Below are 15,383 nucleotides of genomic sequence, written 5' to 3'. Positions count from 1 at the left end.
TCGTGCCGGGCCGGTGATAAGGGCAGGTGATAGAGGGAATTCTACCAAAGCGCCCTCACGCGCTTCGCGCCAGGTGGAGTTGCGGAAGATGCGCGCCTGTAAGCGTCGCGTCTATGCGGAATCGTCGCCGCGTCATGGATTCCTCCGGCGATTTTTACGCTCGGGTCGGGAGCCGTTTCGGCGGGTCGGCGAGCATGTACAATGATTCGTGTTTTGCAACGCGCTTTTACGGAGGCAACCATGGCTCATTCGTCTGCGAAAATCGTTTTCACCAATGCGACCGTGCTCGACGGCACGAGGGACATGCAGCCGCGTCCGCACGCGACCGTCGTCGTTGAAGGCGGCAGGATAGTGCGCATCGTCTACGGCGGCGACGTCGAGGCGGATGCGAGCGCGCGTGTCATCGACCTGGGCGGATCGTACCTTATGCCCGGCCTCATCAACATGCACGTTCACTTCTGCGGTTCTGGTAAACCCGTCTCGGCGGGCGATGCAGGGTCGCTTATGAAGAAGATCGACAATCCCGTCGGCCGCGCCATCTTGCGGCGCATCATCAAGAAGCACGCGCAGACGCAGCTCGCAAGCGGCGTGACTACCGTCCGCGGCGCGGGCGACCCGCTGCTTTCGGATATCGCCGTGCGCGATGCTATCGAATCGGGCCGCTATACGGGCCCGCGCATCGTCGCGCCCGGTACGGGCGTGACCGTTCCGAACGGCCACGGCGCGGGGCTTTTCGCCCAGGTGGCCGCTTCGCCCCAGGAGGCGGCCGAGCAGGTGCGCGACCTTGCTAAAAACGGAGCCGACGTCATCAAGCTGTTCATCACAGGCGGCGTGTTCGACGCCACCGAGCCGGGCGAGCCCGGCGTGCTGAGGATGCCGCTCGAGGTCGCGAAGGAGGCGTGCGCGGCCGCCCATGATGCGGGCTTGCCCGTCATGGCGCACGTCGAGAGCACCGAAGGCGTGCGCGTCGCCCTCGAAGCGGGCGTGGATACCGTGGAGCACGGCGCGCCGATGACGCCCGAGGTCGTCGAACTGTACCGTAGCGGCGCATCTCAGTTGAAAGGTCGCAAACCGTCGGTGACCTGCACGATCTCTCCAGCGTTGCCGTTCGCGCTGCTCGATCCCGCCAAGACGAATTCGACAGAGGTCCAGAAGGTCAACGGCGACATCGTCTGCGCGGGCATCATCGAAAGCGCCCGCACGGCGGTCGAGCGGGGCATTCCCGTAGGCCTCGGCACCGACTCGAGTTGTCCTTACGTCACACATTACGACATGTGGCGCGAGGTGGCCTACTTCGCGAAATACGTGGGCGTGAGCAATGCCTTCGCGTTGCATACCGCTACCAAGGTCAACGCCGACCTGCTCGGCTTGGGAGATGTCACGGGTCGTATCGAAGAGGGCTACGATGCCGATATCCTGGTCACGGACGGCAATCCCTTGGAAGACCTCGCGGCGCTGCGTACGCCGCGCATGGTCATGGCGCGCGGCGTGCTTGCCGACGGCCTTCGCGCCAAGCATCTTCGGGATTTGGACGAAGACCTCGACTGGATCATGGCGCGTCCCGCCGAAAGCGTGCAGGGCGTTCGCTAGCGTCGGACGACATACGCCTGATTCCTGCCGAGTCGGTGCGGATGCGCCTTCTATGGGGGTTCGTGTGCGGCCCGTATCGCAAGAATGCGGTATCATAGGGCATCGTTATGCAGGAACGGGCTTTCAAGCCCGGAGATTTTTCATGCGCCCGCAAAGGCGGCATGTGTCATATGCTTTGCTCCCGTTCGTTCGAACGGCGGAGGCGATTATCGAAAAGGAGAACGACATGGAAGACTACAAGCGCGAGTTCATCGAGTTTATGGTCGAAAGCGATGTGCTGAAGTTCGGCGACTTCACGCTTAAGAGCGGCCGCAAGTCCCCGTTCTTCATGAATGCCGGCGCTTACGTGACGGGCGAGCAGCTTAAGCGCCTGGGCGAGTATTACGCCCGCGCCATCCACGACAATTTCGGCCTCGACTTCGATGTCGTGTTCGGTCCCGCCTACAAGGGCATTCCGCTGTCCGTGGTCACCGCGATCGCGATGCACGACCTGTACGGTAAAGAGGTGCGTTACTGCTCCGACCGCAAAGAGGTCAAAGACCACGGTGCCGACAAGGGCGGCATGCTGGGCTACGAGTTGAAAGACGGCGACCGTGTCGTCATGGTCGAAGACGTCACCACGTCGGGCAAGTCGATCGACGAAACCTATCCCAAGCTCAAGGCTGCGGCCGATGTCGAGGTGAAGGGCCTCATCGTCAGCCTGAACCGCATGGAGGTCGGCAAGGGCGGCGTCGTGACTGCCCAGCAGGAAGTCCAGGAGAAGTACGGCTTCCCCGTGGCATCCATCGTCAGCATGGCCGAGGTGGTCGAGCACCTTCACGGTCGTGAGTGCCAAGGTCGCGTCGTCATCGACGACGAGCTCAAGGCAGCCATCGACGCGTACTACGAGCAGTACGGCGTCAAATAGGGCGGAACCTTTTTCGTCTCGCCGACCGCCTGCGGATTCTTCTTCGCGAGGACCGCAGGCGGTTTTGTTTTGAGGGACGCCGCATGCGGGCCCGATGGCGGCGGGGCGGATATCGCGAAAGGGGGATTGCATCCATGACGAAGCGACGGGAGTCGCATACGGCTAAAGAGCGAATTGCTCAGCCGACCGATTTGACGTATGACGTCGAGGAGAAGCACGAGAAGCGTGCGAGCGGAAAGACCATCGCGACGGAGTCGGTCAAAAACGACGTACGCGATTTCGTCGAAGAGGCCAAGCATGAATTCGGGGCGGTGGCGAAGCCGCGCGGTGAATTCTTCTCGTTGAGCTACTGGCATATCCTGTGGCTGTTCGTGACGGGGGCCGTCGCAGGCCTCATTCTCGAGACGGTTTTTCACATCATCGTGTATGGCGGCTACGAAAGCCGCGCCGGATTGGTATGGGGTCCGTTTTCGCCTATCTACGGTTTCGGGGCCGTGTTCCTCACGATCGTCCTCAACCGTTTCTGGCACAACCACAACGTGGTCATATTCACGGTGGCCATGATCGTGGGGTCGCTTCTCGAATACGTGACCAGCTGGGGCATGGAGGTGTTTTTCGGAGCCGTGGCCTGGAATTACGAAGGTACTTTCGGCAGTATCAACGGCCGGACGAATTTCGTGTTCGGCGTGATGTGGGGCATGCTCGGTCTGGTATGGGTGCGCACGGCCCTTCCGTTTTTCAAGAAGGTGTTCTCGACAGTGGATGTGGAAACCGTCGCGATGAAAGCCATCGGGGTCGCACTCACGGTGTTTCTTGTGGTCGATGCGGCATTTACGCTCGGCGCCGTCGGCAGGCAAAGCGAGCGCATGGTCGGCATCGAGGCCACGAATGCCATGCAGGTCTTTTTCGACGAGCATTTCCCCGATGACTGGATGAAACAGCGTTTTCACATGACGGTTTTCGGCCGTCCTCAGTAGCGGATCCGCCCAATGCCGATATGCGATTACGCCGACCTCGTAGACTTGAGGGTGGCCGATATGAAAAAGCCCCGTTAAAACGGGGTTTTTCGTTATAGGGCCGAGTAGGCGAATGTGGGTTTATGCCTGAAGTCTGATGTCGACGTACTGGGAGTTATCGGGAAGCCCCGGTATGTCGTAGACGTCGTCGAGGGGGCAGACCGAAACGCGCCAGGAATAGGCGGTGCCGTCGGAAGTCGTCAGCGTGCCTTCTCTGAAGGTGTTGCCCACTTCGTCCTGACCTTCGGCAGCTACCGTAATGGCAGGGTTGTCAAGCCAGCCTTCGCTTGCCATGGCGGAATCGATCGCTGCTGCGGCATCGGGCGACTGGAGGTCGGCATAGCGCACGCGCATGGAAAGGCCTTCGACGCGGTCGACCGTGAGGCGCCATGATCCGACGAGGTATTTCGATGCCGCGACTCCGTCCATATTGCCGATACCGCCGCCAAGCGCTATGCCTGCATCCATCAGGTTGGTGTCAGAGGGCAGTTTCATGACGTCGAGGCCGGAATCGCCTTCGCCTGTGAGGTCGTAGGTGAGAAAGCCCGCTTCATCGAGGCGCGCAAGAATGGAGGCATCGTCGAGGGCGATGTAGTCTTGGAGCAAGGGGATATCGTAGGACACGCTGCGCGTAATATTGCTTTCGATGGTGGCTGCGGCGCGCTCTTCGCCATGGAGCACCTGGTCGATCGCCTTCGACGCCATCAAGCCGCCGATTGCCGCCGCAGCTGCGGCGGCGACGATGCATACGGCGATGACTGCCTTAGGGGGATCGAACGGGCGCCTGAGGCCCGAATCGTCGAGGTAACGGACGGGGCCGTTTTCGGTCGAATCGTGCTTATGCGAAGGTTTCATAAACTTCATGAGCTTCCGTCCTCAATACTGGCAAACTCTGTCATTATATCACGCGTGCTCTGCGCGCTTTCCAACGAAGCGGGGCACGAGCCTATGAGGGAGTAGTTGGCATCTTTTGTTCGATGCGGCACGTCAACAGACCCGGTTTCGCGCCTGGCGTGTCTGAAATAACGAGACTGAAACAAATCGCTCTGACCTGGGGTTTTGTAGCGAAATATCCTAAAATATCCTAACTGAATAGAAACCTCGCATAAGCGGCGCCGACCTGGTCGGCCAGCTGGGCGGGGGACATGCGCAGGTAATGGCGTCCGGTGACGCCCGGCAGCACATGGCCCATGAGCACTTCCAAGAGGTCGTAATCCATGCGCCATTCCGCCTGAGCGAAGGTTCGCCAAGAGTTCCGGAGATTGGCGAACGGGATGTAATCAACGGCATCGCGCGCCCACTCGTGGTTGAGCATGCGCCTGTTCATAGGCAGGCCGTCTCCACGGTCGCTCAGCCATTTCGACCCGACCGCGCGGCGCTCTTCGGCGATGGCGGCGAGGCGTTCCGCATACGGGCCGGGCACGCACACAGTGCGCACGCTTTGCGCGTTCTTCAGGCGGTCCACGGGCGCGGCCCCGGTGTCGGGCATCGCCCGCTCGATGGACGCCGCCGCGACCGGCACGCCGTGCGCCTCGACCATGGCCACGTCGCCGACCATGACGCCGAGCGCCTCGCCGGGGCGGCACGAGCCGAAGCACGACAGGATGAACGCGGCCTCGATGCGGGCGCCGCGGAGCGCGTCCAGCGCGGCATTCGCGCGTGCGAGGTCGTAGACGTCCTTGCTGCGCTCGCGCGCCTTTCGCGTCGGCATCTCGTAGTCCACGCGGAACTTGTTGGCCTCTGCGACCTCGTACTTCACGGCGAAGTCCATCACCTTGCGCATGAGCGGCATTGCCGTGCGGGCGTCGCCGCTCGTGAGGCCGTCGAGCCACCGCTGCACCTCTGCGGGCTTCACGCTGTCCACGGGCACGCGGCCCCATTTCGGAGCGCACACCTTGGACCATGCGCGCGTGTATCCGTTGGCGGTGGTCTGCGCGGCCTTGCCTGCCTCGATGCGCTTGCGCATCCACGGGAGCCACCACATCTCGTAAGCTTGCCCGATCGTGGGGACCGGCGCGTCGTCGCCCACGCGCACGCGGATGCGGGCGAGTTCTGCGTCGGCTTCCTTGTAGGTGCCGTAGAACGTGCGCGACTTGCGTTTCCTGCCGTCCGGGGTGTTCTCGATCCACCGCAGCACGTATTTGCCGCGCGCGGACTCGGTTATCGAACCCCACGACCTGCGCCGCTGCTTTCGTGGCATAATGTCACCTGCCTTCCTTTGGTTACGAAGGTTGTGCAATGTTCGAAGCCCCGCGCCGGTGTTCCAGCACGTAGGCGCGGGGCTTTCTTTTTGTCGAAGTCAACAAAAAGACCACGACGAGGCGTTTTGCGTCCTAGTCCTCGAGGGCCTCGACGAACACGGACACGCGCTCGCAGCCTTCGGGGGCCTCGGCGCGCTCGTAGGGCGGAAGGGCGCGGCCGTCGGCCAAGGCGGCCGCTATCCACGTCTTCATCGCGTCGGCGGCCATGAACACCGCGTCCCGGTAGTCGTCGCCGCACGTGAAGCATCCCGGAAGCGCGGGGACGTCCACGCTGTAGCCGCCACCTTCCTCGGGGGTGAGGATCGCGTCGTATATGTACTTTCCCATTCTCTATCGTCTCTCTTTCTGACGGATTCAGCCAGATGAAAGCATGCTGCTGATATTCCTAGGAGCTTCTTACGTAGATGCTTCTACATCCCCTTGTTGCGCAGGCGATTCTTCACGGCTTTTCTGCCCGCAAGGACGGCGACTGCGACCATGATTGCTTCCGTGGCGAGCCAGGTCGCGATGTCAGTGAACGAGAAGTCCGCCAGCCCGTAGATTGCAGTGATGCCGAAGAGCGCCGACGCTGCGGCCCATGGGACAACGGCCTTCTTTCTCACCGTTGGCTGCACGAATGCTCCCGAGGGCATTGTTGTCGGGATGCTCGTAGGCTGTCTGTACTCGAAGCCGAAATTCCTGCGCGTTTGCTCCGCCATCGCGAAGACCGTTCGTTCCAGCGGCGCGTCCTCAGTTATTCTCACGGAACATTTCGCGTTTTTCCCCGAGGCCGACAGCAGGGTTTTGCAGGCAATAGTCTCGGGGAGCGTTTCGCTGTCTGCGCACATGAGCAGCTTCACGTTGTCCGCCGCATCTGGGGAGGAAACACCGACGAGCCTGTCTCCGACGAAACATTCGTATCTCGGCATTCCCTTGTTCTGTCCGCGCGTGACTTTTCCGAGCTTCAGAACGGCGTCGACGCTCGACGTGATTCCCTCATCGACCAGCGTAAGCACGTTCTCGGTCGACTCCTTGACCTGCCCCATCGAAAAAGATCGAAGGCGCTCGATGTAAGGCGCGACCCTGCCATGAAGAAATGATTCGTCGTTGACCAGGGCCCTGTAGCACCAGGCGGTAGCTTTCGCGTCTTCGGCGGCGTCATGTGCTGCGAACATGTATCCGTACGTATCCGCGCATACCCCGAGTTTCGAGTATTTGAAGCCGCTTCCGTACATAGACGGGGCGCTCCCGTGAAACCTCGCATATTCGGTCATGACGTCGAATATGGCGGCGGGCCAGTCCTCGAGCACTCCGTTGTTGACGAGCATGTTGAGGTCAAAGGGTAGGTTGTATCCGACGACGAGCTTGTTTCCAAGCAGGTGCTTCCGTATCTCGGGGGCGATTTCGGCCAATGTCGGGGCGGATGCGACCATCGCGGGGGAGATGCCGTTAACGCGCTGGGCGTCTGGCCACGAGAAGTGCTTGACTGGCCTCACGCGACTTTCGTAGAGAACGTTTCCCATTGCGTCGCATATGGCGATGGACAGCACCTCGTCTTCACGCACGTTCACGCCGGTTGTTTCGGTATCGAACACCACGACCTTATCGAGCGTAAATCCGGTAACTATCTCGCTTATATCCCTAAAAGACGCCATAGTGGGTTCCTTTCGCTATCTGGTAATTCCGCATACGCAACCGGACCTCTTATGTCGCCTCGCTAACATGGGCGGCATAGGCAACATCTTCGGCATTCTCTTTGTTATTCCATTTCCGTCCTCGCTTGGAACCAGACGACCTTCCCGCCGAACTCGACGATATGGTCGTCATCGCTCCTTATCACTATGTCCTTGTGCTCCGGATTGCTGCTCTTTGGGGACAGAACGAGCGTGTCTTGGGTCTGGTACATCTCCCTCATGACGGCGTCGCTGCCGTCGATGGTCACGACCGCCACGCTGCCGTTCTTCGGCTTTTTTCTGGGGGACACGACTATCACGCATCCCTCCGGGTATATGAGGTTCATGCAGTCGCCCTCCGCGATCGCGGCGTATGCGTCGGGGTCTTCTTCGAGCAGTCGCGAAGGGATGTCGACGTATTCCTGGTCGTATGTCTCAGGCTCCACGGGCGTGCCGGCGTGCACCTTGCCGCGAAGCGGCACGCGCGCCGTCTTCGCGGTTTTTATAGGCAGCGGGACGATGCCTCGGTTCGTGTCTTCCTCGGCTCCGATTATGCTGATCTTCGGCACTCCTAGCGCGTCCGATATGCGTTGCACGGCTCCCATTCTCGGGACGGCTCTACCGTTCTCCCACTGAGATACCGCCATCGCGGAAACGCCCGCGATCTTGCCGAACTCTTCTTGCGTCAGGTCGTGGTTTGACCTGATGCGGCGTATGTTCGCGCCGATGCTCATACCGACTCCTTTATATGTGGCGAATCATTGAGCAAAACTTTAATTACATTTTATGATAAAAAAACTTTACATGCACTATCGGTTTAACTATAGTTAGGTTTGTCGAAAGGAGTACCGAATGAATCTTGCAGAAGCAAGAAAGAATGAGAGGTACACCCAACAAGAGGTAGCTGATTACCTGGGTATATCTCGTCCTACGTATCGAAAGATGGAGGACAACCCGGAAACCGTGACCATCGAAGACGCGAAGAAGCTCGCAAAGCTCTTCAACGCCGATATCGCGGATATTTTTTTCGGCTCGGACTGTAATTAAACCTATAGTCACGAAGCACCTTGACAACCCAATAACGCTTTAGCTTTCGAACCATCGAGACGGGCGCGCGCCGGCCGAACGTGCAACACGTTGGCACCCACAATAGCTGAATAAACGGTCTTGACGCAGCAGCCCTCAAACAACCCATGCGGCGCGCTTCCGTCCCGGCGGTTCGATGAAGGAAAGGAGGAGCAATGAAGAAACCGGAAGTAAGCGACGACGACAGGGCGAAGGCGAAGAAAGCCCTGATGGACTTGATCGAGGAATGCAGGAAGGGGCCGTCGACGCTGGAAGAGACGGCCTCGGAGAGGCTGAAAGCCGTGACCGGGGCCGTCGATGCGCTGCTGAGGCTCTAGACGCTCATGTTCTCGTAGATGTTTTTGAAAACCTTGGTGAAGAAATCATTGACGGCTTCTGCATCCTTGAGGGCGTACGAGGTTCCACGGTTGCTTTCGATGAAAGCGACCGTGATCTCTGCGGTCTTCTCGGCAGCGAATTGCTCGAACGTCATATCCCACCTCTTTCCATCGCTTTGAATCGACACGGTTCAGAGGGGATTGGCAAAGGACCCTCTGGAGGCAATGGTACGGGAGGGCGCTTGATTGCGCAATATCTTGTTACGCAATGCGACGTGCAACACGAAATATTGACAAGGAGGCCGACGAGATGTCGATGAAGGAAGAAAGGACTCGCGCGGGGCTTTCGCAATCGGCCCTTTCCCGCGCGTCGGGCGTGCCGCTCAGGACCGTGCAGCACTGGGAGCGCGGGAACGTCATGGGGGCGAGCGCGCGAAACCTCGCCAAGGCGGCGAGGGCCCTGGGGTGTTCCATCGACGACCTGGTCAGAGGAGAAGTGGACGCAGGGCTTGCGTCGGAAGCGAAAGGAGAAACGGATGAATGACAAGAAACGCCGAGACGCGGCAGTCACCTACGCGTCGTTCCTCGGCTTCGAGCGGGGCGAATGCACGCTGCTCGAACTGGACGACGGCTTCGGCCTCTTCACGGTCGGCGGGGTCGAGTACCTGGTCGTCAGGAGCTGCGAGGTCGTCGGCGGCGAAGAGCCGGAGAAGGAGCCCGTGCGCGGCGGGTTCGCCGAGATGGCGAAGGCCGCGGGGCTTCCCGAGAAGACGGGCTACACGTCGAAGGAGGTGGCGTTGGCGACAGGCGTCAACTACACGTCGGTCTGCAGGTCGGCGGCGCGCGGCCAGCTCTGCAGCTACCTGCCGCGCGGCATGAAGCGCGGCCGGCTCATGACTCCGGCCATGGTGGACGATTGGCTGAAAGGAGGAAGCGATGCATAGAAACGAGAAAACGCACGGAGCTTGCTTGGCGGCTCTCCGTGCGTTCATCGCAAACGACCCGCTGCTTCGCGAGGTCAACATCGAGATGGTAGCACAGGCCGCGTGTTTCGTGGTCGGCATCTTCGTGGTGCTGTTCGCGGCGAAAGGATGGGTGGTCACGTGGATGTGAACAACGCCGTCGAGCTTTTCAACAACCGGGAGTTCGGCGACCTCCGAATCGTGGAGGAAGGCGGGCGCACGATGTTCTGCGGCAAGGACGTAGCCGCCGCGCTCGGATACGTCAACACGAAAGACGCGCTATCGCGTCACTGCAAGGGGGTCGCGAAACACTACCCCCTTCGAACGAGCGGCGGCATTCAGAACGTCCGCTTCATCGCCGAGGGCGACGTCCTTCGCCTGATCGTGTCCAGCAAGCTGCCGCAGGCGCAGGCCTACGAGCGATGGGTGTTCGACGAGGTGCTGCCGTCCATCCACAGGACGGGCGGATACATCGCCGCGAAAGCCGACGAGACCCCCGAAGAGATCATGGCCCGCGCGCTGCGCATCGCCGACGACACCATGCGCCGGCAGAAGGAGCGCATCGAGGGGCTTGCGGCCGAGAACGCCGAGCTTCGGCCCAAGGCCCTGTTCGCCGACGCGGTGGCCGCGTCCGACGGCACGTGCCTCGTGGGCGAGCTGGCAAAGATGCTGCGCCAGAACGGCGTGCCGATCGGGCAGAACCGCCTGTTCGGCTGGCTGCGCGAGCAGGGCTGGCTCGGCAAATCGGGCTGCAACCGCAACGTGCCCACGCAAAGAGCGATGGACATGGGGCTTTTCCGCATCAAGGAAACCGCCGTCACGCACTCGGACGGGCGCGTGACGGTCAACAGAACCCCGAAGGTAACGGGCAAGGGCCAGACCTACTTCATGGCCAAGCTAGTCAAGGAGGCGATCTAGATGATCAGCAAAGAGCAGGTCGAACGCCTGGCGAAAGCCAGGATCGAGTACGACGCCGCGTTCGACGAGGCGGTGCTCGGCGAAGAGCCGCGACGCAGCCACTCGCAGGCCGTCCTTTCGTACGAATCGCTCAAGGAGCTGGCCGACGCCGCCGGGAGCCGCGTCGCCAAGCGCATCGGGAGCAAGCATGCCACCTGGGCGTTCGAGCACGGCGGCGTCGAGTTCTTCCACATCGAGGAGCTTTGATCGTCGCGTGCGACCCCGGCACCGCGAACACCGGGCTCGTGTACATGGAGCGCGGCCGCATAGCCGACGCGCTGACGATCCGCGAGAAAGGCGCGGTGGGGGCCGACCAGTACGCCCTCATGGAGAGGGCGCGCGTCATCGCGTCCCGAATCGCCGAATGGGCCGCCGACAGGCCCCACGACGCCTTCGTCGTCGAGGGCTTCGTCGGCTACCCCGGCAGGCAGGGCGGATACACCTACCAGACCCCGTACCTGTGCGGCTACCTGCACAAGGCGCTCGAAGGGGAGCGCATCGTCATCCAGACCTCGCGCCAGGTCCTGAACCCCAGGACCGGGGGCAACGTCGCGGGCCTCAAGGCCGACATGGCCGAGGGCGCGTTCCCGTGGGAGGGCGCGGGGCTGCTGACGAACGACCATCTGAGGAGCGCCGCATGCCACGGCGTCTACTACCTGGAAAGGATACCGATTGAACACTAACGAACGTCTCGCGGTGCTTACCGCCGCGAGCAAGATCGCCAAGGCCGCGCTCGACGAGACGCGCGCCCAGGCCGAGAAGGAGCTGGCGGAGGCCTTCGCCGGCAACGGAACCGACCGCGCCCGCCTGATGCTCGACGGCACCGAGGTCGGCGCGCTGACCTTGAAGACCGACCGAAAAGGCTGGGAGGTGACCGACCCAGACGCGTTCGAGGGGTTCCTCGCGGACAACGGGCAGCTCTCCGTCGCGCGCCGACTCAAGCCCGAATACCAGCACGAGGCGTGGTCGCTGCTCCACGAAGAGCATCCGTACATGTTCGAGGAGGAGCGAAAACCCGAACAGGCGTTCTTGAAAACCTTCGAGCGAGTCGGCGACGCCGTGGTCGTGAGCGGAACTGACGTCATCGTGCCGGGCGTTTCCGCGTGTCCCGCCAAGGTCACGGGAATCATGGTCACCGGATGCAAGCCGCAGCTCGTCGGCCCCATCGCGGCCCGTCTCGGAGGCTTGGACGCGCTCCTGCTGCCGGAAGGGGGCGAGGCGTAGTGGACAAGCTCATCGAGGTCCAGGCGGCGTTGAAAGCCCCCAAGAGCCAGCGGAACAGCTTCGGCGGGTACAACTACCGCAGCTGCGAGGACATCCTCGAGGCCGTCAAGCCGCTGCTGTCCGAGCGCGGCCTGACGCTCACCCTGTCCGACGAGCCGGTCGCGTGCGGCGGGCGCGTCTACATCAAGGCCACCGCGTCTTTGACGGACGGCGGCGAAGCCGTGGCGGTCACCGCATACGCCCGCGAGGCCGAGGCGAAGAAGGGCATGGACGAGAGCCAGATCACAGGCACCGCTTCCAGCTACGCCCGCAAGTACGCATTGAACGGCCTTTTCCTCATCGACGACACCGAGGACGCCGACGCCACGAACGACCACGGAAAGGCGCGCAAGGCCGACCCGCTCGCGGCCGCCAAGGGCCGCCTGTGGGCCGCCGTGAAGTCATACGCCGCCGAGCACGGCGCAGACCCCAAGGCGGTGATCCAGGGGGTCGAGAAGCGCCCGGACGCCAAGATGGGCGACCCCGCCTGGCTCGCGTCCGTCGCGGCCGAGTTCGAGGGCGCATGAGCGCCGACGGCCTGACCCTCTGGCAGCAGCTGGAGGAAGACAGGCGGCTGATGAAGCGCGCCGTCAGCGAGGCCAGCGAGCGCGGAAGGGACTACGCCGAGAAGAAGGCGGACTACTACGCCGCCAAGGCAGCCGCCGCGCTGCGGATGAAGTCGGACGGCCTCCCCGTGACGCTCATCGACATGGCTGCGAAGGGCGACGAGAAGGTGGCCGAGGCGATGCTCGAGATGCAGTGCGCAGAGGCCATGTGGCGCGCATCGCTCAAGGCAATAGACGTGTACAGGGACGATTGCCGCATCGTCTACGACCAGATCAAACGCGCCCAGATGGGCGACCCCGAGTTCTAGGAGGAACGAAATGAAACAGTTCGTGATGGACGGCTGGATCACCAACGGCCGCATCGACCGCCGACAGACCGCGACCGGCAAGCAGGTCGTGTCCTTCGGCCTCAACAGCCCGAGCCGCCGCAAGAACCAGGCCGGGGAATGGGAGAGCGTCCCCCAGTTCTTCGACTGCGAGTACTGGGGCCGCTCCGACCGAGACTTCCGCTGCGACCTCGTCCAGCCGGGCGCGCGCCTCGTCATAGCGGGCGAGCCGAAGTACGACGAGTGGCAGGCGCAGGACGGCTCCAAGCGCAGCAAGGTCGTGTTCTCCGTCCGCGACATGTGGACGGTCGAGAGCGGCCAGCAGGGCGGGCAGCGACAGCGGCAGCCCCAGGCCGAGAGCGTCTACGAGGAAGACATCCCGTTCTAAGGAGCAATCATGGCGGACTCGTTCACGATCTTCGCGAAGTTCGGCGACGTGTGCGCCGCGCTGAACGAGGAAGACCGCAAGGAGCTGATCTACGCGGTGAACATGTACGGCATGTTCGGCGAAACCGTCGAGCTGCCGTACCACCTCGCGCCCATCTTCATCGCGCTGAAGGACGACATCGACCACTCGAAGGAGTCCCGAAAGCGCGGGAGCAAAGGCGGGCGCCCGCCGAAGGAGAAACCGGAGGTTTCCGACAAGGAGGAACCCGAGGTTTCCGAAACGGCGAAACCCGAGGTTTCCGCAATCGAAAAACCAGAGGTTTCCGAAACCGAGAAACCGGGGGTTTCCGACGAGAGCGGAAAAACCGAAAGCCAATACAGAACAGTACAGAACAGTACAGAACAGAACAGTAAGGGGTGTACGCGCGCGAAGCCCGCGCGCTTCACGCCACCCACGCTCGACGAAGTGGCCGAGTACGTCCGAGAGAAGGGCTACGGCATCGACCCCGAGCGGTTCTGCGACTACTACGCCGCCAACGGCTGGAAGGCCGGGCGCAACCCGATGAAGGACTGGCGCGCCGCCGTCCGCAACTGGGAGCGCGGCGACGAGGAGAAGAGGAAGGAGGCGAGCCGTGAAGAGCCCGTTTTCGGCGACTGGTGACCTGGCCGCCAGAATCGAGGCCATCCGCGCCTCGCTGCCTCCCGAGGCGATGGCCGACGCGGGCGAGCAGGAGGCCCGCCGCCGCGCCGACGTCACGGCCCGCCGCGTGCGCCTGTCCGGGATGCCGCCGCGCTTCGCCAACGAGAAGCCCTCCATGCCCGAAAGCAGGGAGTGGGCCGAGCGCGCGGCGAACGGAGGCTCCGCGAACCTGGTGCTGACCGGCAAGGCGGGGTGCGGCAAGACCCGCGAGGCGTGCGCCGCCCTGGGAATCGCCGCCGCCGAGAAGCCCGTGCTGTTCGCCACGTTCGGAGACGTTCTCCGGGCCGTAAGGGCGACATACGGCGGCGAGGGCAGCGAGGAGACGGCGCTTTCCCGCTACCGCTCGGTGTCCGTCCTGTGCATCGACGACCTGGGCAAGGAGCGCCCCACGGCCGACGCGCTGGAGAAGCTGTTCGCCCTGCTCGACTCGAGGTACGGCCGGATGAAGCCCACGGTCTTCACGACGCAGTACGGCAAGGCCGAGCTGGGGCGCCGCCTCATGGCCGAGGGCGGCGACTACGAGCAGGCCGACGCGATCCTGCGCAGGGTCTACCAGGGCGCCGAGGTGGTGGTCATGGATGGACGCTAGGACGCTTCGCGGCCGCACGGTCGAGGCGTTCGGCCTCCTCGGCAAGCCCTGCGTCGGCGCCAGCTATACGGGTCGCGGCGACGCCCACCGCCTCGACGACGGCGCGCGCTGCGTGCTGTGCGGACGGCCCGCGGCCAACGCCCACCACCACCCGCCCAAGGGCATGGGAGGCGGCGCGTTCTCTCTGGCGACCCCGCGCGGCGAGTTCCGACTGCGCCCGCCGCTGTTCGCGGTGTGCGGGTCGGGCAACGCCTCGGGGTGCCACCGGCTCCTCCACGAGGGGAAGGCGCGCATCCGCTGGGAATGGGACGCGGACGAGTTCGAGGCCATGTGGCTCGACGGGACGCTTCCCGCAGGCATGGGGCCGAACGACGAACGGCTGTTCGCCTACGGGCGTTACGAGATCGAATCGCCCTTCGGGCGCAAGGAGGAGAGATGAAATACGACGAGGTTGAGCTGTCCATCTGGCACGCGCTCGCCGCGTGCGGCTCGACGGAGGACTGCGCGTCGTGCCCGCTCAACACGAGGGCCAACGACGAGAGCTGCGCGCTCTACGTGATGCGCGTGGCCCGCAACCCGTGGCGCTTCGAGCTCCGCGGCGGCCGAGTGGAACCGAGGCCCGAATGACGGCGCGCGGCCTCGCCCCGCTGACCGACCGAACCCCGGCGTGCCGCCACTGCGGCGGCTCCGACGCGCTGCGCCAGGTGGCGTTCGGCGACCTCGACGTGACGCTCTGCGGCCGCTGCGCGCACGCCGCCGAGGTCGGCAGGCTGGAGTACCGCCTGCGCCGCGACATAAGGCGCC

At 63.0% G+C, this 15,383-nt stretch carries 26 protein-coding genes; 20 read left to right on the top strand and 6 right to left on the bottom strand.

All coding sequences use genetic code 11. From position 1 onward, the window contains the following. Positions 1 to 240: 240 nt before the first annotated feature. The 3 genes from Q6E04_RS08415 (at position 241) to Q6E04_RS08405 (ending at position 3,474) form a co-directional block, all read left to right on the top strand. A complete protein-coding gene (locus Q6E04_RS08415; RefSeq protein WP_303250331.1) occupies positions 241 to 1,590 on the top strand; it encodes an amidohydrolase family protein in 1,350 nt (449 codons plus the stop codon). 226 nt (positions 1,591 to 1,816) lie between these two features. Beyond that, entirely contained in the window at positions 1,817 to 2,497 is a 681-nt protein-coding gene (gene pyrE, locus Q6E04_RS08410; RefSeq protein ID WP_303250330.1) for an orotate phosphoribosyltransferase, read from the top strand. 134 nt (positions 2,498 to 2,631) lie between these two features. After that, positions 2,632 to 3,474 carry a putative ABC transporter permease gene (locus tag Q6E04_RS08405; protein WP_303250329.1) on the top strand — a complete coding sequence of 281 codons (843 nt, stop codon included), beginning with the start codon at positions 2,632 to 2,634 and terminating at the stop codon, positions 3,472 to 3,474. 120 nt (positions 3,475 to 3,594) lie between these two features. On the opposite strand, the gene Q6E04_RS08400 is transcribed toward Q6E04_RS08405, so the two are convergent. The 5 genes from Q6E04_RS08400 to Q6E04_RS08380 all read right to left on the bottom strand — a co-directional run bounded on the left by Q6E04_RS08400 (position 3,595) and on the right by Q6E04_RS08380 (position 8,160). Next, on the bottom strand, positions 3,595 to 4,377 hold the full coding sequence (locus tag Q6E04_RS08400; RefSeq protein WP_303250328.1) for a teichoic acid transporter: 783 nt from the start codon (positions 4,375 to 4,377) through the stop codon (positions 3,595 to 3,597). 220 nt (positions 4,378 to 4,597) lie between these two features. Beyond that, a complete protein-coding gene (locus Q6E04_RS08395) occupies positions 4,598 to 5,713 on the bottom strand; it encodes a hypothetical protein (protein ID WP_303250327.1) in 1,116 nt (371 codons plus the stop codon). A 133-nt stretch (positions 5,714 to 5,846) separates the two neighbouring features. Continuing rightward, positions 5,847 to 6,101, bottom strand: coding sequence for a type II toxin-antitoxin system HicB family antitoxin (locus tag Q6E04_RS08390; RefSeq protein WP_303250326.1), 255 nt, complete (start codon positions 6,099 to 6,101; stop codon positions 5,847 to 5,849). Between the two features lie 83 nt (positions 6,102 to 6,184). Beyond that, positions 6,185 to 7,408: a 3'-5' exonuclease gene (locus tag Q6E04_RS08385; protein ID WP_303250325.1), complete on the bottom strand. Its 1,224-nt coding sequence runs from the start codon at positions 7,406 to 7,408 to the stop codon at positions 6,185 to 6,187. A gap of 104 nt (positions 7,409 to 7,512) precedes the next feature. After that, the gene (locus tag Q6E04_RS08380) at positions 7,513 to 8,160 is read right to left on the bottom strand and encodes a LexA family transcriptional regulator (protein WP_303250324.1); all 648 of its coding nucleotides are present in this window, start codon (positions 8,158 to 8,160) and stop codon (positions 7,513 to 7,515) included. A gap of 118 nt (positions 8,161 to 8,278) precedes the next feature. Here Q6E04_RS08380 and Q6E04_RS08375 point away from each other — a divergent pair, with 118 nt between their 5' ends. Beyond that, entirely contained in the window at positions 8,279 to 8,473 is a 195-nt protein-coding gene (locus Q6E04_RS08375; RefSeq protein ID WP_303250323.1) for a helix-turn-helix transcriptional regulator, read from the top strand. A gap of 194 nt (positions 8,474 to 8,667) precedes the next feature. Next, positions 8,668 to 8,829 carry a hypothetical protein gene (locus Q6E04_RS08370; RefSeq protein ID WP_303250322.1) on the top strand — a complete coding sequence of 54 codons (162 nt, stop codon included), beginning with the start codon at positions 8,668 to 8,670 and terminating at the stop codon, positions 8,827 to 8,829. On the opposite strand, the gene Q6E04_RS08365 is transcribed toward Q6E04_RS08370, so the two are convergent. Next, entirely contained in the window at positions 8,826 to 8,984 is a 159-nt protein-coding gene (locus Q6E04_RS08365) for a hypothetical protein (protein WP_303250321.1), read from the bottom strand. The genes Q6E04_RS08370 and Q6E04_RS08365 overlap by 4 nt on opposite strands. 113 nt (positions 8,985 to 9,097) lie before the next feature. On the opposite strand from Q6E04_RS08365, the gene Q6E04_RS09030 reads away from it, so the two are divergent. The 15 genes from Q6E04_RS09030 to Q6E04_RS08295 form a co-directional block, all read left to right on the top strand. Beyond that, positions 9,098 to 9,373: a helix-turn-helix domain-containing protein gene (locus tag Q6E04_RS09030; RefSeq protein ID WP_368656411.1), complete on the top strand. Its 276-nt coding sequence runs from the start codon at positions 9,098 to 9,100 to the stop codon at positions 9,371 to 9,373. Then, positions 9,366 to 9,773, top strand: a complete 408-nt coding sequence (locus tag Q6E04_RS08360) for a hypothetical protein (RefSeq protein WP_303250320.1) — start codon at positions 9,366 to 9,368, stop codon at positions 9,771 to 9,773. The genes Q6E04_RS09030 and Q6E04_RS08360 overlap by 8 nt, the downstream gene beginning before the upstream one ends. Then, the gene (locus tag Q6E04_RS08355) at positions 9,766 to 9,942 is read left to right on the top strand and encodes a hypothetical protein (protein WP_303250319.1); all 177 of its coding nucleotides are present in this window, start codon (positions 9,766 to 9,768) and stop codon (positions 9,940 to 9,942) included. The genes Q6E04_RS08360 and Q6E04_RS08355 overlap by 8 nt, the downstream gene beginning before the upstream one ends. Next, on the top strand, positions 9,933 to 10,709 hold the full coding sequence (locus Q6E04_RS08350) for a phage antirepressor KilAC domain-containing protein (RefSeq protein WP_303250318.1): 777 nt from the start codon (positions 9,933 to 9,935) through the stop codon (positions 10,707 to 10,709). The genes Q6E04_RS08355 and Q6E04_RS08350 overlap by 10 nt, the downstream gene beginning before the upstream one ends. Continuing rightward, positions 10,710 to 10,955 carry a hypothetical protein gene (locus Q6E04_RS08345; RefSeq protein WP_303250317.1) on the top strand — a complete coding sequence of 82 codons (246 nt, stop codon included), beginning with the start codon at positions 10,710 to 10,712 and terminating at the stop codon, positions 10,953 to 10,955. A 38-nt stretch (positions 10,956 to 10,993) separates the two neighbouring features. Further along, the gene (locus Q6E04_RS08340; protein ID WP_303250316.1) at positions 10,994 to 11,431 is read left to right on the top strand and encodes a hypothetical protein; all 438 of its coding nucleotides are present in this window, start codon (positions 10,994 to 10,996) and stop codon (positions 11,429 to 11,431) included. Then, the gene (locus tag Q6E04_RS08335) at positions 11,421 to 11,972 is read left to right on the top strand and encodes a hypothetical protein (RefSeq protein WP_303250315.1); all 552 of its coding nucleotides are present in this window, start codon (positions 11,421 to 11,423) and stop codon (positions 11,970 to 11,972) included. Before Q6E04_RS08340 ends, Q6E04_RS08335 begins: the two co-directional genes overlap by 11 nt. Further along, positions 11,972 to 12,538, top strand: coding sequence for an ERF family protein (locus Q6E04_RS08330; protein ID WP_303250314.1), 567 nt, complete (start codon positions 11,972 to 11,974; stop codon positions 12,536 to 12,538). The genes Q6E04_RS08335 and Q6E04_RS08330 overlap by 1 nt, the downstream gene beginning before the upstream one ends. Beyond that, positions 12,535 to 12,885 carry a hypothetical protein gene (locus Q6E04_RS08325; protein WP_303250313.1) on the top strand — a complete coding sequence of 117 codons (351 nt, stop codon included), beginning with the start codon at positions 12,535 to 12,537 and terminating at the stop codon, positions 12,883 to 12,885. The genes Q6E04_RS08330 and Q6E04_RS08325 overlap by 4 nt, the downstream gene beginning before the upstream one ends. 10 nt (positions 12,886 to 12,895) lie before the next feature. Next, positions 12,896 to 13,291, top strand: coding sequence for a single-stranded DNA-binding protein (locus Q6E04_RS08320; RefSeq protein ID WP_303250312.1), 396 nt, complete (start codon positions 12,896 to 12,898; stop codon positions 13,289 to 13,291). 9 nt (positions 13,292 to 13,300) lie between these two features. Continuing rightward, positions 13,301 to 13,951 (top strand): hypothetical protein, encoded by a 651-nt coding sequence (locus Q6E04_RS08315; RefSeq protein WP_303250311.1) that lies wholly within the window; start codon positions 13,301 to 13,303, stop codon positions 13,949 to 13,951. Next, a complete protein-coding gene (locus Q6E04_RS08310; RefSeq protein WP_303250310.1) occupies positions 13,923 to 14,579 on the top strand; it encodes an ATP-binding protein in 657 nt (218 codons plus the stop codon). The genes Q6E04_RS08315 and Q6E04_RS08310 overlap by 29 nt, the downstream gene beginning before the upstream one ends. Continuing rightward, positions 14,569 to 15,018: a hypothetical protein gene (locus Q6E04_RS08305; protein WP_303250309.1), complete on the top strand. Its 450-nt coding sequence runs from the start codon at positions 14,569 to 14,571 to the stop codon at positions 15,016 to 15,018. The genes Q6E04_RS08310 and Q6E04_RS08305 overlap by 11 nt, the downstream gene beginning before the upstream one ends. Beyond that, positions 15,015 to 15,206, top strand: a complete 192-nt coding sequence (locus Q6E04_RS08300; RefSeq protein ID WP_303250308.1) for a hypothetical protein — start codon at positions 15,015 to 15,017, stop codon at positions 15,204 to 15,206. The genes Q6E04_RS08305 and Q6E04_RS08300 overlap by 4 nt, the downstream gene beginning before the upstream one ends. Continuing rightward, positions 15,203 to 15,383 (top strand): hypothetical protein (locus Q6E04_RS08295; RefSeq protein ID WP_303250307.1); only part of this gene is annotated, 181 nt, incomplete at its 3' end. The genes Q6E04_RS08300 and Q6E04_RS08295, both read left to right, overlap by 4 nt.

Source organism: uncultured Slackia sp. (assembly GCF_959608125.1).
Classification (GTDB): Bacteria; Actinomycetota; Coriobacteriia; order Coriobacteriales; family Eggerthellaceae; genus Slackia.
Note: the sequence above shows the minus strand (reverse complement) of the source record. Positions and strands in the feature narration are given on the sequence as shown.

Bases quoted from the DNA above. Each gene is read 5' to 3' on its own strand.
- Q6E04_RS08415 (WP_303250331.1), top strand. From the start codon at position 241: ATGGCTCATTCGTCTGCGAAAATCGTTTTCACCAATGCGACCGTGCTC.
- pyrE (WP_303250330.1), top strand. From the start codon at position 1,817: ATGGAAGACTACAAGCGCGAGTTCATCGAGTTTATGGTCGAAAGCGAT.
- Q6E04_RS08405 (WP_303250329.1), top strand. From the start codon at position 2,632: ATGACGAAGCGACGGGAGTCGCATACGGCTAAAGAGCGAATTGCTCAG.
- Q6E04_RS08400 (WP_303250328.1), bottom strand. From the start codon at position 4,377: ATGAAGTTTATGAAACCTTCGCATAAGCACGATTCGACCGAAAACGGC.
- Q6E04_RS08395 (WP_303250327.1), bottom strand. From the start codon at position 5,713: ATGCCACGAAAGCAGCGGCGCAGGTCGTGGGGTTCGATAACCGAGTCC.
- Q6E04_RS08390 (WP_303250326.1), bottom strand. From the start codon at position 6,101: ATGGGAAAGTACATATACGACGCGATCCTCACCCCCGAGGAAGGTGGC.
- Q6E04_RS08385 (WP_303250325.1), bottom strand. From the start codon at position 7,408: ATGGCGTCTTTTAGGGATATAAGCGAGATAGTTACCGGATTTACGCTC.
- Q6E04_RS08380 (WP_303250324.1), bottom strand. From the start codon at position 8,160: ATGAGCATCGGCGCGAACATACGCCGCATCAGGTCAAACCACGACCTG.
- Q6E04_RS08375 (WP_303250323.1), top strand. From the start codon at position 8,279: ATGAATCTTGCAGAAGCAAGAAAGAATGAGAGGTACACCCAACAAGAG.
- Q6E04_RS08370 (WP_303250322.1), top strand. From the start codon at position 8,668: ATGAAGAAACCGGAAGTAAGCGACGACGACAGGGCGAAGGCGAAGAAA.
- Q6E04_RS08365 (WP_303250321.1), bottom strand. From the start codon at position 8,984: ATGACGTTCGAGCAATTCGCTGCCGAGAAGACCGCAGAGATCACGGTC.
- Q6E04_RS09030 (WP_368656411.1), top strand. From the start codon at position 9,098: ATGCGACGTGCAACACGAAATATTGACAAGGAGGCCGACGAGATGTCG.
- Q6E04_RS08360 (WP_303250320.1), top strand. From the start codon at position 9,366: ATGAATGACAAGAAACGCCGAGACGCGGCAGTCACCTACGCGTCGTTC.
- Q6E04_RS08355 (WP_303250319.1), top strand. From the start codon at position 9,766: ATGCATAGAAACGAGAAAACGCACGGAGCTTGCTTGGCGGCTCTCCGT.
- Q6E04_RS08345 (WP_303250317.1), top strand. From the start codon at position 10,710: ATGATCAGCAAAGAGCAGGTCGAACGCCTGGCGAAAGCCAGGATCGAG.
- Q6E04_RS08325 (WP_303250313.1), top strand. From the start codon at position 12,535: ATGAGCGCCGACGGCCTGACCCTCTGGCAGCAGCTGGAGGAAGACAGG.
- Q6E04_RS08320 (WP_303250312.1), top strand. From the start codon at position 12,896: ATGAAACAGTTCGTGATGGACGGCTGGATCACCAACGGCCGCATCGAC.
- Q6E04_RS08315 (WP_303250311.1), top strand. From the start codon at position 13,301: ATGGCGGACTCGTTCACGATCTTCGCGAAGTTCGGCGACGTGTGCGCC.
- Q6E04_RS08305 (WP_303250309.1), top strand. From the start codon at position 14,569: ATGGACGCTAGGACGCTTCGCGGCCGCACGGTCGAGGCGTTCGGCCTC.
- Q6E04_RS08300 (WP_303250308.1), top strand. From the start codon at position 15,015: ATGAAATACGACGAGGTTGAGCTGTCCATCTGGCACGCGCTCGCCGCG.